Origin of the sequence: Streptomyces sp. NPDC059247 (assembly GCF_042754005.1) — a bacterium.
GTDB lineage: Bacteria > Actinomycetota > Actinomycetes > Streptomycetales > Streptomycetaceae > Streptomyces.
Genome location: NZ_JBHYZW010000001.1, coordinates 56800 through 71731, shown reverse-complemented (window position 1 = coordinate 71731; position 14932 = coordinate 56800). Strand labels below are relative to the sequence as shown.

At 72.8% G+C, this 14932-nt stretch carries 12 protein-coding genes; 11 read left to right on the top strand and 1 reads right to left on the bottom strand.

What is annotated here, in order from left to right:
- Window position 1: 1 nt before the first annotated feature.
- The 11 genes from ACFXGN_RS00320 to ACFXGN_RS00270 are packed head-to-tail and all read left to right on the top strand — an operon-like array spanning window position 2 to window position 13846.
- The gene (locus ACFXGN_RS00320) at window positions 2-3469 is read left to right on the top strand and encodes a thioester reductase domain-containing protein (RefSeq protein WP_384851445.1); all 3468 of its coding nucleotides are present in this window, start codon (window positions 2-4) and stop codon (window positions 3467-3469) included.
- Window positions 3466-4365, top strand: a complete 900-nt coding sequence (locus tag ACFXGN_RS00315) for a 3-hydroxyacyl-CoA dehydrogenase family protein (protein WP_384851444.1) — start codon at window positions 3466-3468, stop codon at window positions 4363-4365. Before ACFXGN_RS00320 ends, ACFXGN_RS00315 begins: the two co-directional genes overlap by 4 nt.
- Window positions 4362-4664, top strand: a complete 303-nt coding sequence (locus ACFXGN_RS00310; protein ID WP_384851442.1) for an acyl carrier protein — start codon at window positions 4362-4364, stop codon at window positions 4662-4664. The genes ACFXGN_RS00315 and ACFXGN_RS00310 overlap by 4 nt, the downstream gene beginning before the upstream one ends.
- Window positions 4657-5784 carry an acyl-CoA dehydrogenase family protein gene (locus tag ACFXGN_RS00305; protein WP_384851440.1) on the top strand — a complete coding sequence of 376 codons (1128 nt, stop codon included), beginning with the start codon at window positions 4657-4659 and terminating at the stop codon, window positions 5782-5784. Before ACFXGN_RS00310 ends, ACFXGN_RS00305 begins: the two co-directional genes overlap by 8 nt.
- Entirely contained in the window at window positions 5781-6821 is a 1041-nt protein-coding gene (locus ACFXGN_RS00300) for a 3-oxoacyl-[acyl-carrier-protein] synthase III C-terminal domain-containing protein (protein WP_384851439.1), read from the top strand. The genes ACFXGN_RS00305 and ACFXGN_RS00300 overlap by 4 nt, the downstream gene beginning before the upstream one ends.
- A gap of 29 nt (window positions 6822-6850) precedes the next feature.
- Complete coding sequence (locus ACFXGN_RS00295; RefSeq protein ID WP_384853050.1) at window positions 6851-8020, top strand: HAD-IIIC family phosphatase; 1170 nt, start codon at window positions 6851-6853, stop codon at window positions 8018-8020.
- Window positions 8013-9653: an AMP-binding protein gene (locus tag ACFXGN_RS00290; protein WP_384851437.1), complete on the top strand. Its 1641-nt coding sequence runs from the start codon at window positions 8013-8015 to the stop codon at window positions 9651-9653. The genes ACFXGN_RS00295 and ACFXGN_RS00290 overlap by 8 nt, the downstream gene beginning before the upstream one ends.
- Window positions 9637-10881: an MFS transporter gene (locus ACFXGN_RS00285; RefSeq protein ID WP_384851435.1), complete on the top strand. Its 1245-nt coding sequence runs from the start codon at window positions 9637-9639 to the stop codon at window positions 10879-10881. Before ACFXGN_RS00290 ends, ACFXGN_RS00285 begins: the two co-directional genes overlap by 17 nt.
- Before the next feature lie 27 nt (window positions 10882-10908).
- On the top strand, window positions 10909-11976 hold the full coding sequence (locus ACFXGN_RS00280) for a MupA/Atu3671 family FMN-dependent luciferase-like monooxygenase (protein WP_384851434.1): 1068 nt from the start codon (window positions 10909-10911) through the stop codon (window positions 11974-11976).
- The gene (locus ACFXGN_RS00275) at window positions 11973-12980 is read left to right on the top strand and encodes a 3-oxoacyl-ACP synthase III family protein (RefSeq protein WP_384851433.1); all 1008 of its coding nucleotides are present in this window, start codon (window positions 11973-11975) and stop codon (window positions 12978-12980) included. The genes ACFXGN_RS00280 and ACFXGN_RS00275 overlap by 4 nt, the downstream gene beginning before the upstream one ends.
- Window positions 12977-13846, top strand: a complete 870-nt coding sequence (locus tag ACFXGN_RS00270; protein WP_384851431.1) for a thioesterase II family protein — start codon at window positions 12977-12979, stop codon at window positions 13844-13846. The genes ACFXGN_RS00275 and ACFXGN_RS00270 overlap by 4 nt, the downstream gene beginning before the upstream one ends.
- 110 nt (window positions 13847-13956) lie before the next feature.
- Here ACFXGN_RS00270 and ACFXGN_RS00265 read toward each other — a convergent pair whose 3' ends face one another.
- A complete protein-coding gene (locus ACFXGN_RS00265; RefSeq protein WP_384851429.1) occupies window positions 13957-14841 on the bottom strand; it encodes a LuxR C-terminal-related transcriptional regulator in 885 nt (294 codons plus the stop codon).
- Window positions 14842-14932 lie beyond the last annotated feature (91 nt).

Sequence of the window (14932 nt, the reverse complement as noted above, 5' to 3'; positions counted from 1 at the left end):
CATGAGCAACGCCACCGACATCGCCGTCATCGGCATCGGCCTGCGCTACCCCGACGCCACCACTCCCGAGGAGTTCTGGCGCAACATCGACCGGGGCGTCGTCTCCATGCGCGAGATGTCCCCGGAGCAGCTGAAGTCCTCCGGCGTCAGCGAGGAGATGCTCGCCGACCCCTCCTTCGTCAGCGTCGCCACCTCGCTGCCCGGAGTCGAGGACTTCGCCTCCCCGTTCTTCGGCTACCCGCCCCGCGAGGCCGAGACCATCGACCCGCAGCAGCGGATCTTCCTGGAGGCCTGCTGGGAGGCGCTGGAGAGCGCCGGGCACCCCGCGAGCAAGAACGGTCCCGTCGTCGGCGTGTTCGCGGGCAGCGCCGCCGGGAACTACTCCGCCGCCCTGCTCGCCGCGAAGGCCCGCGAGTCCGGGCTGCGCGCGGCCGTCGACGACCTCGAACTCACGGTCGGCGGACAGGCCGACTTCATGACCTCGCGCGCGGCCTACAAGCTGGGGCTGCGCGGCCCCGCCGTCAGCCTCCAGACCGGCTGTTCCTCCTCTCTGTACGGTGTGCACTACGCCACCCTGAGCCTGCTGTCCGGCGAGTGCGACATCGCCCTGGCCGGTGGCGCGACGGTCCTCGAACCCTTCCGCGGCTACCGCCACCAGCCCGGCGGCGTACTGTCCGAGGACGGCTACTGCCGTTCCTTCGACGCCTCGTCGACCGGCACCACCTACAGCTCGGGCGTCGGCGTCGTCGCGCTGCGCCGCCTCGACGACGCGCTCGCCGACGGCGACAACGTGCTCGCGGTGATCCGGGGCAGCGCCGTCGGCAACGACGGCGGCGACCGGCTCGGATTCATCGCGCCCAGCCCGCGCGGTGTCGCCGACGTCGTCGCCGCGGCCCTCGGCACCGCCGGGGTCGGCGCCGACAAGCTCCGTTACGTGGAGGCGCACGGCACTGCGACACCGGTCGGCGACAACATCGAACTCATCGCGCTCGACCGGGCGTTCCGGGCCAGCACCGACAAGACCTCGTACTGCGCGCTCGGTTCGGTGATGTCCAACATCGGTCACACCGGTCCGGCCGCGGGCATCGCCGGTTTCATCAAGGCCGTGCACGTCGCCCGCACCGGCAAGATCCCGCCGCACCCGACCTTCGAGCGCCCGCGCGACCCGGGCATCCTGGACGAGAGCCCGTTCTTCGTCACCACCACCGGCGAGGAGTGCGCCGACGCCGACCGCCACGTCCTGGTGAACTCCATGGGGGTCGGCGGCACCAACGCGGCCATCGTGCTCGCCGCCCCGCCGGAGCCGGTGCGCCCCTCGGCCCCGAGCCGCGCCACCGTGCGCCTGGTGCTGTCGGCCCGTACCCGCGCCGAGCTGGACCAGGCCTGCCGCAGGCTCGCCGACGCCCTCGACGGGGGCGAGCTCGACGCCGGGGACGTCGCCCACACCCTGCGGGCGGGCCGGGCCGTCTTCGACGAGCGGCGCGTGGTCACCGCGCCCCGCGAGCGCCTGGCCGCCGCGCTCCGGATGCCACGGCCGCCCGCCGTGCGGACCGAGCGGGCCGCCGGTCGCCGCCCCGTCCTCGTCCTGCCCGCCACGGACGCCCCGCAGCCGCCGGCCGCCCTCCTGGCCGGTCTGCGGGCCGCGCTGCCCGAGCTGGGCGAAGCCCTGACGGCTCCTCAGGAGAGCCTGCCCGAGGGCCGGTTCCCGATCCTCGTCGGGCACGGCGAGCCCGCGAAGGGCCGTCATGTGGTGGCCCTGGCCGACCCGCTGGACGAGGAGGCTCTCGCCGAGCTCCTCGACGACGCGGTGACCACCGCCTGGCTGCACGGCGCCGAGGTGGACTGGTCCGCGCTCGACGGCCGACAGGGCCGCCGCGTCGCGCTGCCGACGTACCCCTTCACCCGCAAGCGCCACTGGGCGCTCGACCACCTCGACTACGACGGCCCGGTCGCCGCCGCGCCCACCGCCACCGGCGCCGCGTCCACCGCGGCCGAGGGCACCGTCGAGGCCGGTCTGGTCCAGCTGTGGAAGGACTTGTTCGGGCACGAGACCATCGGCCTGGACGACGAGTTCGCCTCGCTCGGCGGCACCTCGCTGCTGTCCGTACAGCTGGTCCTGGAGATCCAGCAGCGCTTCGGCGTCCTGGTGAACATCCACCGGGCGGGCGGCAGCCAGGCCACCGTCCGCCGTCTCACCACCATCGTCGAGGGCCTGCTGAACGGCGCGGGTCTCGGCGACGAGGAGGTCGACCCGGCGGCCGACGGCGACGGCGTGCTCGTCGACGCCGACCTGCAGATCGCCCTGGAGCCGCTCGCCAAGCGGACCGCGCCCGGCAAGGACGTCCTGCTCACCGGTGCCACCGGCTACCTCGGCGCCTTCCTCCTCGACGAGCTGGTGCGCGCTTCGAAGGGCCGTGTCTACTGCGTGGTCCGGGCCGCCGACGAGGCCGAGGGCATGGCCCGGCTGCGGGCGACGGCCGCCAAGTTCGGCCTGGCCGAGCCCGACCCGGAGCGCGTCCACGCCGTCCCCGGCGACCTGCGCGGCATCGCCGAGGTCTGCGCGACGTACCGCGGCGGCGAACTCGCGGAGCGGGTCGGCCATGTGCTGCACTGCGCCGCCAAGGTCGTCTTCACCGAGCCGTACCGCATGTTGCGCGAGGACAACATCCTGCCGCTGGTCGCCCTGCTGAACTGGATGCGCCCGCTCGGCATCCGTGACATCAGCTTCATCTCCACCGTCGCCGCCACCGCGCCCGCGGGCACCGACGGACGGCTGATGGAGACCCGCGAGCAGCCGCTCGACCCGCAGCTCGGCGGCTACGGCGTCAGCAAGTGGGTCGGCGAGCGGCTCCTGGAGCGCGCCGACCAGGACGGGATGCGGGTACGGGTGTTCCGCCCCGGCCTGATCATGGCCTCCAGCGCGACCGGCGCCTGCAACGACAAGGACCTCATCTGGTTCCTGCTCGCCAGTGGCCTGGTGGTCGGCGCCCGTCCGGTCGACGACCGCGGGATGCCGGTCTCCCCGGTGGACGTGCTGGCCCGCGCGGTCGCCGAACTCGCCCTGTCCTCCAAGTCGGTGGGCCGCGCCTACCACCTCGTCGACGAGATCTCGCCGAGCCTGGAGGACCTCTTCGAGGCGCTGGAGGAAGCGGGGCTGCCGACCCGCACGGTGCCGCTGACCGAGTGGCAGCGACTGGTCGCGGAGCGGGCCACGGCCACCGGCAGCAAGGTCCTGGCGGCGACCGCCCTCTACGAGATGGAGGGCCACGAGCTGGACGAGGCCGGTGTGCAGGCGCGCGGCTGGCAGCCGTGGCTGCGCAAGGCCGGGCTCTCCCCGCTGGTCACCGGCGAGCAGCTCCGCAGCGGACTGGCCTTCCTGGCCCACCGCACCCAGGACATCGGCTCGCTCCTGCCCGCCCTGGCGGCCGAGGGCGCGGGCACGGGCACGGGCATCGAGGGGGAGAAGTGAGCGACAATCCGACGCCGTCCGGTGACGGCAACGCCGTCCCGCACGGTCGGCACCGGCTCGCCGTCATCGGCGCGGGTGTCATGGGCACCGGCATCACCACACTGGCCCTGGGCCGTGGCGTCGACGTGATCCTGGTCGACGTCTCCGAGGAGATCCTCGCCAAGGCCCGTACCGCGGCGACCGGGCAGCTCCGGTTCGCCCGGATGATGGGCAAGCTGCCGCGCGAGGGCGCGACCGGCGAGCTGGTCACCACCACCCGGATCGAGGACGTGGCCGGGGCGACCGCCGTCGTCGAGGCCGTCACCGAACTGGCCCCGCTCAAGGCGAAGGTGCTCGCCGAAGTGTCGGCGGTGGTCGCCCCCGGCACCCTGCTGATCTCCAACACCTCGGCCGTCCCGATCGACGAGCAGGCCGACTCGGTGGCCCGGCCGGAGGACCTGGTCGGCATCCACTTCATGAACCCGCCCTATCTCATCCACACCTCCGAGCTGATACGCGGCCCCCGCAGCGGCGAGGCCGCCGTCGCCGCCGCCCAGGTCCTCCTGGAGGCCCTGGGCCAGCGCGGGGTCCTGGTCGGCGACGGGCCCGGCTTCGTGATCAACCGGATCCTGCAGCGCATGATCAACGAAGCCGCCCGGATCGTCGCCGAGGACGTGGCCGACCCGGCGTCCGTCGACGCCGCCTTCGAGGGCTGCCTCGGCCACGCCACCGGCCCGCTGGCCACCGCCGACCTCATCGGTCTCGACAACGTGGTCGACTCCCTGCGCGTCCTGCACGAGCGCACCGGGGACGCGGGCTACGAGCCCTGCGCCCTGCTCCTGGAAAAGGTCGCCGCCGGCGACTTCGGCCGCAAGACCGGCCGCGGATTCTTCGCCTACGGAGGAAGCACGACATGAGCACCCCCACCACTCAGCAGGACACCGCCGGGCAGGGCACGGCCGGGCAGGACACCGCCGCCATCCGCGAGACGCTCACCGCGTTCCTGGAGCAGCGCACCAAGACCGAGGTCACGGCCGACGTCGACCTGTTCTCCACCGGTCTGGTCACCTCCCTGTTCGCGATGGAGCTGCTGGTGCACGTCGAGCGGTCCTTCGGGGTCCAGGTCGGCGGCCCCGACCTCACGCTCGACAACTTCCGCAGCGTGGACGCGATGACCGCGCTCGTACTGCGGCTGCGGGACGGCGACGATGAGTGAGCCGACAGCGGGCGACGGCACCCGCGCCGAGGCGCAGCAACTGGCCTCCGAGCTGATCGGCGACCGCGCGGACGGCTGGGACAGGTCCGGCGAGCTGCCGCTCGGGCTGCTGCGCGAGCTCGGCGGCAAGGGGATGCTCTGCGCCCAGGTCCCCGCCGCGTACGGCGGTCTCGGTCTGAGCAGCGCCGACAACGGCGAGCTGACCGCCCATGTCGGCGCCCTGTGCTCCTCCCTGCGCAGCGTCATGACCTCGCAGGGCATGGCCGCCTGGACCGTCGAGCGGCTCGGCGGCGACGAGCAGAAGGCCGTCCATCTGCGTGAGCTGACCTCCGGCCGACTGGCCGGGGTGGCGTTCAGCGAGCCCGGCGCGGGCAGCGACCTCGGCGCGATGGACACCACGATCCGCACCGAGGGCGACACGATCGTCCTGGACGGCCGCAAGTCCTGGATCACCGTGGGCGCCTACGCCGACCTCCTCGTCGTCTTCGGCCGCCACGGCGCCGGGGCGGGCGCGGTGGTCGTCCCCACGGACGCGCCCGGCGTGACCGTGGAGCGGGTCGCGGACCCGATGGGCTGCCGGGCCGCCGGACACGCCGACATCACCTTCGACGGGGTACGGCTGCCGGCCGACCGGCTGCTCGGTGGCGCCGGGCTCCCGGTCGACTGGCTGGTGACCTCGGCGCTCACCTTCGGCCGGGTCTCCGTGGCCTGGGGCTGCGTCGGCATCCTGCGGGCCTGCCTGCGGGCCGCGGCCTCGCACGCCGCGACCCGGCACCAGTTCGGCGCACCGCTCGCCGACCACCAGCTGGTCGCCCGGCACCTGGCCGAGCTGCACGTCGCCCACGAGGCGTCGGCCCGCTGCTGCGAGCAGGCCAGCCGCTGCTGGGACGAGAACACCCCCGAGCTGGTCACCTCCGCCGTCACCGCAAAGCACCTCGCCGCGGGGAACGCCGCACGCGGCGCGGCCTCGGCCGTGCAGGTGCTCGCCTCGGCGGGCGCCCGGGACGGCGGCCCGGTGGCCCGTGCCTACCGGGACGCCAAGCTGATGGAGATCATCGAGGGCAGCAACGAGATCAGCCAGCTGCTGCTCGGCAAGCACGCCCTGGCGGTGTGGTCATGAGCGGCACCGCCGACGCGGTCGGCGCCGGGACCGGCGCGGACACCCGGATCGGCATCGGGATCGGGATCGTCCACACCGTCCTGCCCACCGTCCGCACCGCGCCCTGCGATCTGCCCGAGTTCTCCGAACTCGAACCGCAGGAAGCCGAGTTCGTGCGCGGCAGTGGCATCGGGACGGTCGGCGTCCTGGAGGACACGACCGCGGGCGACCTGGCCGCCCTGGCCGTCCGCGGTCTGCTGGACCGGCTGGACGGGCTCGCGGGGAACGGGCCCGCGGCGGCCCGGCCCGACACGCTGATGCTGGTCGGGCCGCGCGCCCCCGACGTCCTGCTCGGCTCGGACGCCTGCCGGGTGCAGGCCGAGGCCAAGCTCGACAGCGCCTTCGCCTTCACCCTCGACGGGCTCGGCTGCACCGGCTCCAGCGCCGCCTGGGCGCTCGGCCGCGACCTGCTGCTCGCCGACCCGTCGCGGCAGAGCGTGCTCATCGCCCACGGCAGCCGCCCGACCGGCCTCGACCGGGTCCGGTACCCGGTCACCGTGATCGGTGACGGCGCCTACGCGATGACCCTGGTCCGGGGCGGTCGGCCGGTGCTGCGGGCCCACCGCCAGGAGACCGACGGCACCTTCCACGACCTGTTCCGGGTCGACTACAAGCAGGTGCCATCCTACGAGTGGCGCGAGGAGTGCGCCTCGGCCGACCGGTACCGCTTCGAGCTGGCCATGAACAGCCGGATGCGGCTGGCCCGGATGGTCGACGAGGTGCTCGCGGAGGCGGGCGTCGACAAGGGCTCCGTCGCCACGACGCTGATGCAGAACGTCACCGCGAGCGCCTACCAGTTCTACGAGACGCTGCTCGGCCTGCCGGTCCATCCGGTGTGCGGCGAGCACCTCGCCGCGTACGGGCACCTCGGCGCCATGGACGTGGTGCTGAATCTCGACCGGCTCCTCGCGAGCGGGGAACTCGCCCCGGGCGACCTCGTGCTCGTGCTCAACAACAGCCCGGTCGCGGCCTGGGCCGTGACCCTGTGGGAGGTGTGACCGTGCTCCAGAACGCCGGGACTTCCGAGATGCCCGACTCCCCCGTGTCCCCGGACTCCGCCGGGACCTCCGAGACCGTCCCCGTCACGACCGTCAAGTGCCTGGTGTGGGACCTCGACAACACGCTGTGGCAGGGCACCCTGCTCGAAGACGGGGAGGTCGTGCTCTCCGACGAGATCCGGCAGGTGATCACCACCCTCGACGAGCGCGGCATCCTCCAGGCCGTGGCGAGCAAGAACGACCACGACCACGCCTGGGGAAAGCTCGAACAGCTCGGCCTGGCCGAGTACTTCGTGCACCCTCAGATCGGCTGGGGCGCCAAGTCCGGCTCGGTGCGCGCCATCGCCGAGCAGCTGAACTTCGCCCTCACCACCCTCGCGTTCATCGACGACCAGCCCGCCGAGCGCGCCGAGGTCGGCCATCACCTCCCCGAGGTGCGGCGCTACCGGGCCGAGGAGGCGCTGGAGCTCACCGGGCGCCCGGAGTTCAGCCCGGTCGTCACCGCCGACTCGCGCCGTCGCCGTGAGATGTACCAGGCCGGTTCCCGCCGGGAGGCGGCCCGCCAGGACTTCACCGGCGCCGACGAGGAGTTCCTGCGTACGCTGGCCCTGGTCATGACGATCCGGCGGGCCGACGACGTGGACCTGGCCAGGGTCGAGGAACTCACCCTGCGCACCAGCCAGATGAACGCCACCGGGGTGCACTACGGCGACGCCGAGCTGCGCGCGCTGCTCGCCGACCCGGGGCACGAGGTGCTGGTCGTCACGTTGAGCGACCGCTTCGGCGACCACGGTGCCGTCGGCATCCTGCTGCTCGAACGGCTCCCCGGTGTCTGGCACCTCAAGCTGCTCGCCACCTCCTGCCGGGTGGTCTCCTTCGGCGCGGGCTCGGTGATCCTGCGCTGGCTGACCGACCGGGCCGCGGCGGCGGGCGTGCACCTCGCCGCCGACTTCCGGCGCACCGAGCGCAACCGGATGATGGAGGTCGCCTACCGCTTCGCGGGCTTCACCGGCGACGCCTGCCCGTGCGCCGCCGCGGTCACCGGACCGGACCGGGACGGCATCGAGCTGCTGCACATCGAGCCCGTACGGCAGGATCCGCCGACCACCATGCGGCTGGACGCCCCCGACCTGACCGTCCCCGCCGCCCCGCGCGCGGGGGACGGCCCGGTCGTCCCCGCCGAGGTGTCGCATGGCTGAGCCCGTCGCGGAGGAGCTGCCCGGCACCCTGTACGAGTGGTTCGACCGGACCGTCGAGCGGCACCCGGAGGAGCCCGCCGTCGAAGCCGGTGGCACCGTGCTCGGCTACGGCGAGCTGCGGCGGGCCGCCGAGCACGTCGCCGCCCGGATCCTGGCGGCGCACGGCTCCGCGCCCCGCCGGATCTCCGTGATGGCGACCCGTTCGGTGGCGGTCCTCGCCGCCTATCTGGCGGGCCAGCGGCTCGGCGCGTGCGTCACCCCGGTCAACCCCTCCTTCCCGGTGCAGCGCAACCGGATGATCGTGGAGCTGGCGGGCGCCGAGGTGCTGATCGTGGACGCCGAGGACGCGGCGCAGCTCGACGGCGGGCTGGGCGGCTGCGCGCCCACCGAACTGCGGCTCGACGCCGCCGAGGTGGCCGCCGCCGGGCGGGCGGCGACGACGCCCGCGCCGGAGCTGCCGCCGTACACCACGGGGCCGGACGAGGTCGCGTACGTCCTGTTCACCTCGGGCTCGACCGGCCGTCCCAAGGGCGTGCCGATCAGGCACCGCAATCTGAGCCCGTACCTGGGGCACAGCATCGGGCGTTACGGGATCGGCCCCGGCTGCCGGACCTCGCACACCTTCGACCTGACCTTCGATCCTTCGGTGTTCGACCTCTTCGTCACCTGGGGCGGCGGGGCGACGCTGGTGGTACCGGGCCGGGCGGAGCTGCTCTCCCCGGTCGACTACATCGTGGAGAACGGCGTCACCCACTGGTTCTCGGTGCCGTCCGTGGTCTCCGTCAGCGCCCAACTCGGCAATCTTCCGGCCGGGTTGGCGACGGGCCTGCGGATGAGCGTCTTCATCGGCGAGCAGCTGTCCTACGACCAGGCCCGGGCCTGGTACGCGGTCGCCCCGCAGGCGTCGATCGAGAACGTCTACGGTCCCACCGAACTGACCGTGGCGTGCACCGAGTTCGCGCTGCCCGCCGATCCGGCCGACTGGCCCGCCACCTCCAACGACACCGTGCCGGTCGGGCCGGTCTACGACTTCCTCGACCATCTGGTGCTCGACGAGGCGGGCCGCCCCGCCGAGGAGGGCGAGCTGGTCGTCCGTGGTTCCCAGCGCTTCGACGGCTATCTCGACCCGGCCGACAACCGGGGGCGCTTCCTCGCCCATGACGGGGACGGCGCCACGCCGTACGACGGCGAGGGCCCGCTGACCCCGGAGCACTACTACCGCACCGGTGACCGGGTGCGCTGGGAGTCGGGCCGTCTCGTGCACCTCGGCCGTCTCGACAACCAGGTCAAGGTGCGCGGCTATCGCGTCGAACTCGGCGAGATCGAGGCCGCCATGCGCCGCCACCCGGACCTCGACCAGGCCGTCGTCATCGCGCTGAAGCGGGGCGACGACGTCGAACTGGTCGGCTGCCACACCGGCGCGCCCGTCGAACCGCAGCAGCTCGGCCGCTGGCTGCGCAAGCGGATCCCGGTCCACATGGTGCCCCGGCGGTTCCGGCACCTGGACGCCCTGCCACTGAACCCCAACGGCAAGATCGACCGGCCACGCATCACCGGCGATCTCCAGTCCCCCGATCTCGCCGCGGCCGGACCGGCCGGCGGCGGTGGAGGCCATCATGGCGTTTCTCGATGACATCATCCCGCCACCGGGCATCGTACGGACCCTGTGTCTGAGCAACTTCGCCAAGACCGCGGGCCACGGTGTCCTGATGGCGGTCAGCGTGCTGTTCTTCACCCGCACCGTCGGCATCCCCGCCGTGCAGGTCGGGCTCGCGCTGAGCATCGGCGCGGCGATGGCCATGGCCGCGAGCATCCCGGCCGGCCGGCTCGCCGACCTCCTGGGCCCGCGCAACACGACCGTCGGCTTCCTGCTGCTGCTCGGCGTGTTCGTCGGCGCGTACGCCTTCGTCGAGAGCTTCGCCGCCCTCGTCGTGGTCACCAGCCTCGCGCTGATGGCCGAGTCGTCCACGGACGCCGCCCGTGGCGCGCTGATCGCCGGGCTCATCCCGCAGGAGGAGCGCGTCCGCGCCTGGTCGTACATGCGCGCCGTCAGCAACCTCGGTGTGACGCTCGGCGCCGCCGCCGGGGCCGTCGCGCTCTGGTTCGACAACCGGCCCGCCTACATCGGCCTGCTCATCGCGGGCGGTGCGATGTTCCTGATCGCCGGAGCCGCGTACACGACCGTGCCGTCGGTCGCTCCGGTGCCGAAGGAGAGCAGCGGCCCCAAGTGGGTGGTCCTGCGCGACCTGCCGTACGCGGCGGTGGCGCTGCTCAACTCCGTGCTGGTGATGAACGTCGCCATCCTCACGGTCGCGCTGCCCATCTGGATCACCGGGCACACCAGCGCGCCGAAGTGGCTGTACTCGGTGATCCTCATCCTCAACACCATCATGGTCGTGCTCTTCCAGGTCCGCGCGGGCAAGGGCAGCGAGGACGTCCGCGGCGGCGCCCGCACCCTGCGCCGCTGCGGTGTCTTCCTCGCCGTGTGCTGCGGGTTCTTCGCGCTCGCCGCCGACCGCCCGGTGTGGGTCGCGGTCGCCGCGCTGCTCGCCGGAGCCGCCGTGCACGTGATCGGCGAGATGCTGTACAGCGCCGGATCCTGGTCGCTGGCCTTCGGTCTGGCCCCCGATCACGCGCAGGGGCAGTACCAGGGCATGTTCGGCATGTCCACCCAGCTCGGCTCGATGGTCACCCCCGCGCTCGCCACCCTGCTCATCGTGCAGTTCGGCTGGCCGGCCTGGATCATCTTCGCGGCCCTGCTCCTCGGCGCCGGACTCGCCGCCCCCGCGGTGGCCGCCTGGGCCGAACGCACCCGTGAACCGGCCACCGGTACGGGCACCGCAGCGGCCGTCACCTCCTGACCGCCGCCCGAACGGAGAACGCACTCCATGGACTTCAGCCTCTTCTACTTCGCCAACGACAGCACCGAGTCCGCCGCCAAGCGCTACGAACTGCTCCTGGAGGGAGCGAAGTTCGCCGACCGCAACGGCTTCAGCGCGGTGTGGACCCCGGAGCGCCACTTCCACCCCTTCGGGGGCCTCTACCCCAATCCCTCGGTGACCGGCGCGGCCATCGCCGCCGTGACCGAACGCATCGGCATCCGGGCGGGCAGCGTCGTCGCCCCGCTGCACCATCCGCTGCGCATCGCCGAGGAGTGGTCGGTCGTCGACAACATCTCCGACGGCCGGGTCGGCCTCTCCTTCGCCTCCGGCTGGCACGCCGCCGACTTCGCGCTGCGCCCGGAGAACTACGAGAACCGCCGCGAGATCCTCCTGGAGCAGGTGGAGCAGGTCCGCGCACTGTGGCGCGGCGAGCGGATCACGGTCACCGACGGGGTCGGCAGCGAGCAGCGGCTCGGGATCTACCCGCCGCCGGTGCAGCCCGAGCTTCCGGTCTGGGTGACCAGCGCCGGTGGTGTCGAGACCTTCCGCAACGCGGGCCGGTCCGGTTCCGGTCTGCTGACGCATCTGCTCGGCCAGGACCTCGACGACCTCGCGCACAAGATCGCCGAGTACCGCAAGGAGGTCGTGGAACTCGGCCGCGCCGACGGCTGGACCGGGCACGTCGCCCTGATGGTGCACGCCTTCCTCGGCCCGGACGAGGACGCCGTCCGCGAGACCGTACGGGCCCCGCTCGGCGACTACCTGCGCAGCTCGCTCGGGCTGCTGCTGGGCTCGCGGCTCGACGGCAGGCGCTTCGACGCGTCCAAGCTGTCGCCGGAGGACGTCGACTTCATCGTGGCGCGCTCCTTCGACCGCTACTTCGACGACGGCGGGCTGCTCGGCACCGTCGACAAGGCGGAGCGCATGGTGGAGCGCTTCCGGGCGATCGGCGTGGACGAGATCGCCTGCCTGATCGACTTCGGGCTGCCCACGCCCACCGTCCTGGCGAGCCTGGAGCACCTGAACCGGCTGCGCGAGCGCACCTCGCTCGGCGGAGAGGGCGGCGCGTCATGACCGGGCGCGCCGAGCGCACCGGAGGGGCGGGGGCGCGGACCCCGGGCGGGATCGTCGACTTCGAGGTGGTGTTCCCGTCGTCGGCGGTGGACGTGCGGGAGCTGCACCAGTCCTCCGGCGTGTCCGTGGACGACATCCTGGCCATCACGCACACCGAGCGGTTCCCCGCCCTCGACGAGGACGAGGCCGTGTGGGAGCTGGCCGCGACCGCCGCCCGTACCGTGCTGGAGCGCCAGGGGATCGACCCGGACGACATCGGTCTCGTCGTGTACGCGGGTTCGGGCGAGTGGGACCTGCCGTTCTGGTCGCCCGCCGCCAAGGTCGCCGACGAGCTGGGCATCAACGGCGCCCACTGCTTCGAGATCGCCAACTTCTGCAACGGCGGGATGACCGCCGTCCGTACCGCCCTGGCCGAACTCGCCCTGGGCACCGCGCCGTACGCCCTCGTGCTCATCGGTGACCGGCTCAGCCGGCTGGTCGACCACGAGGACCCCGAGTCCAAGGCCCTGTTCAACTTCGGCGACGCCCCGGCCGCGCTGCTCATCGGCCGCGAGGACTGCCTCCTCGACGTGCTGGCCTCGGCGATGCGCACCGACCCGTCGTGGGCCGACTACTACTCCGGCGACGTGGAGGACGACCGGGTCCTGATGCGCCGCCGGGGCCGTCGGCAGGGGCTCGCGGACGCCTATCTGGAGAACTTCCCGGCCCGCGTCGACGACGTGCTCGGCACCCTCGGCAAGCGGATCGACGACGTCGACTGGTTCCTCATCAACCAGGGCGACAAGGGGATGCACGAGAAGCTGCTCGCCAGGCTCGGCATCCCGGTCGGGAAAAGCGTCTTCAACTACCACCGGTACGGGCACATGGGCGGCTCGGACCCGTTCATCGCGCTCGACGGACTGATCGCGGACGAGCGGATACGGCCCGGGGACCTGGTCCTGGTCGCCGCCAGCGGCATGGGCTTCAGCTGGAGCGTGACGGCGATGGAGTACCGGGGCCGATGACCACTCCCGTACGCCCCTACGCGGGCTGGAAGGACCTGCGGCGCCTCCTCGCCCCGGTCACCGCGCCCGTGGTCCGGCCGGTCGGCAACGACAACACCGCGGGCACGCCCGACGGGCCCGCCACGGCGCCGTTCACGCTGCTGTTCGTCCATCACGCCGGTGGGTCGGCGGCGGCCTTCGCCCCGCTGTCACGGCACCTGCCCGCCGACTGGCGGCTGCTCGCCGTGGACCTCCCGGGCCGTCTGATGGCCATGGGCGAGGACGGCTGCCGTTCCGCCACCGAGGCGGTGGACTGGCTCGCCCCGCTCACCCGGCAGGTCCTCGACGGACCGTACGGCGTCTTCGGCCACAGCATGGGCGCCCTCGTCGCGTACGAGCTGGCCCGGGAGCTCTCCCGGGACGGGCGACCGCCCGTCTGGGTCGGGCTCTCCGGCGCGCCCGCGCCCGGCCACCGCCCCGACCGCGCCCAGCGGCACCTGTGGTCGCGCGAGCGGCTGACCCGCTTCATGCGGGAGCTGGGCGGCACCCCGGAGGAGGTGCTCGCGGTCCCCGACATCGTCGGACCGATGGTGGAGGCGCTGCGCGGAGACCTCGCCGTCGTCGACACGTACGAGGAGCGGCCCGGCCCTCCGCTGGAGGTGCCGCTCTCCCTGTTCACCGGCGCGGACGACCCGGTCGCCCGTCCGGCGCTCGCCGCGCCCTGGGCCGACCGCACCACCGCCCCGGCCGAACAGCACTCCTGGCCCGGCGGTCACTTCTATCTGTACGAGCACCCGGCGGAAGTCTGCCGGGCCGTCGTCCGTGACATCACCGCGGCCCGCGCTCGCCATCGGGCCTCCGACTCCCCCGCGCGACAGCCTTCATGACGTCTCGTCCGCTGGTTCAGGAGTCCGTGACCGGGGCATCCCGGGGAGCGCGCCGACGGCGTCACCACCGCCGGAGGGGCCCGGGAGCGCCGGGTGGCTTCGGGCAACCGTCATGGCGGGCAGTCCCGTTCGTTCGGCGACTCCGGCAACAGCCCCTTGGTCGCGATCAGATAGCCGAGCTGGGCCCGGCTGACGCTGCCGAGGCGCCGCGAGATCCGGCTGATGTACTCGGCCACGGTCCGGCGGCTGATGCCGAGCCCTCGGGCGATCTTCTCCTCCGTGTGTCCGGCGACCAGGAAGCGAACGATGCTCTGCTCCAGCTCCGAGACGACGATCTCCGGCCTTTTTCCGGCGGCCGGGTCCACCGGGGTGCCGCGTGCCCAGGCGTACTCGAAGACATTGGCCAGATACCGGACGACATGCGGATCGCGCACTTCCAGAGCCTCGTCCGGAGAATCGGAAAGCGTCGGAATGAATGCCACCGCGCGGTCACAGATGATGACCCGGTCGAACATTTCATCAACGGTCCGGATACCGCCGCCGGCTTCCACGACAGTGCGGATGTATTCCGCTGTGGGCGGATGATTCCATACGGCATGTTGATACAGAGTGCGCTGCGATACGCCTCTCGACAGGAGGTCGAGATTGCGGCGGACGACCGTTTCCAGGATCTGCGGCGGTCGTCGGCCACCCGGCTGGGCGGTCAGCAGCTCCGCCTTGCACAGTCCGACCGCGGTGTCGATCGTCTCGGCGATCTCGGCGGCGCCGCGCAGCACCCTCGACGACTGCGGACCGCCCTGGCGGCCCTCGGTGTACACCGCCTCCGCCGTCTCGAACGACTTGGCCAGAGCCTCCAACCGCCGTCCGTTCTCCGCGAGTTCCCGCTCCAGCGGAGCCAGCGTACGGCCGGCGGCTATCGTCGGGGCGACCGGCGCCAGGAGCCCCGGTTCCCCCGGCACCGGCACCAGCAGTCCCAGCTCGGTCGCGCAACGCACCGGCGGATCGGCCGGGACCGGCCCACCGGTGACGGCGCTTTCGTAACGGCGTAGTCCCGACTCGCACAACCCTGGTCCACACCGTGCGCCC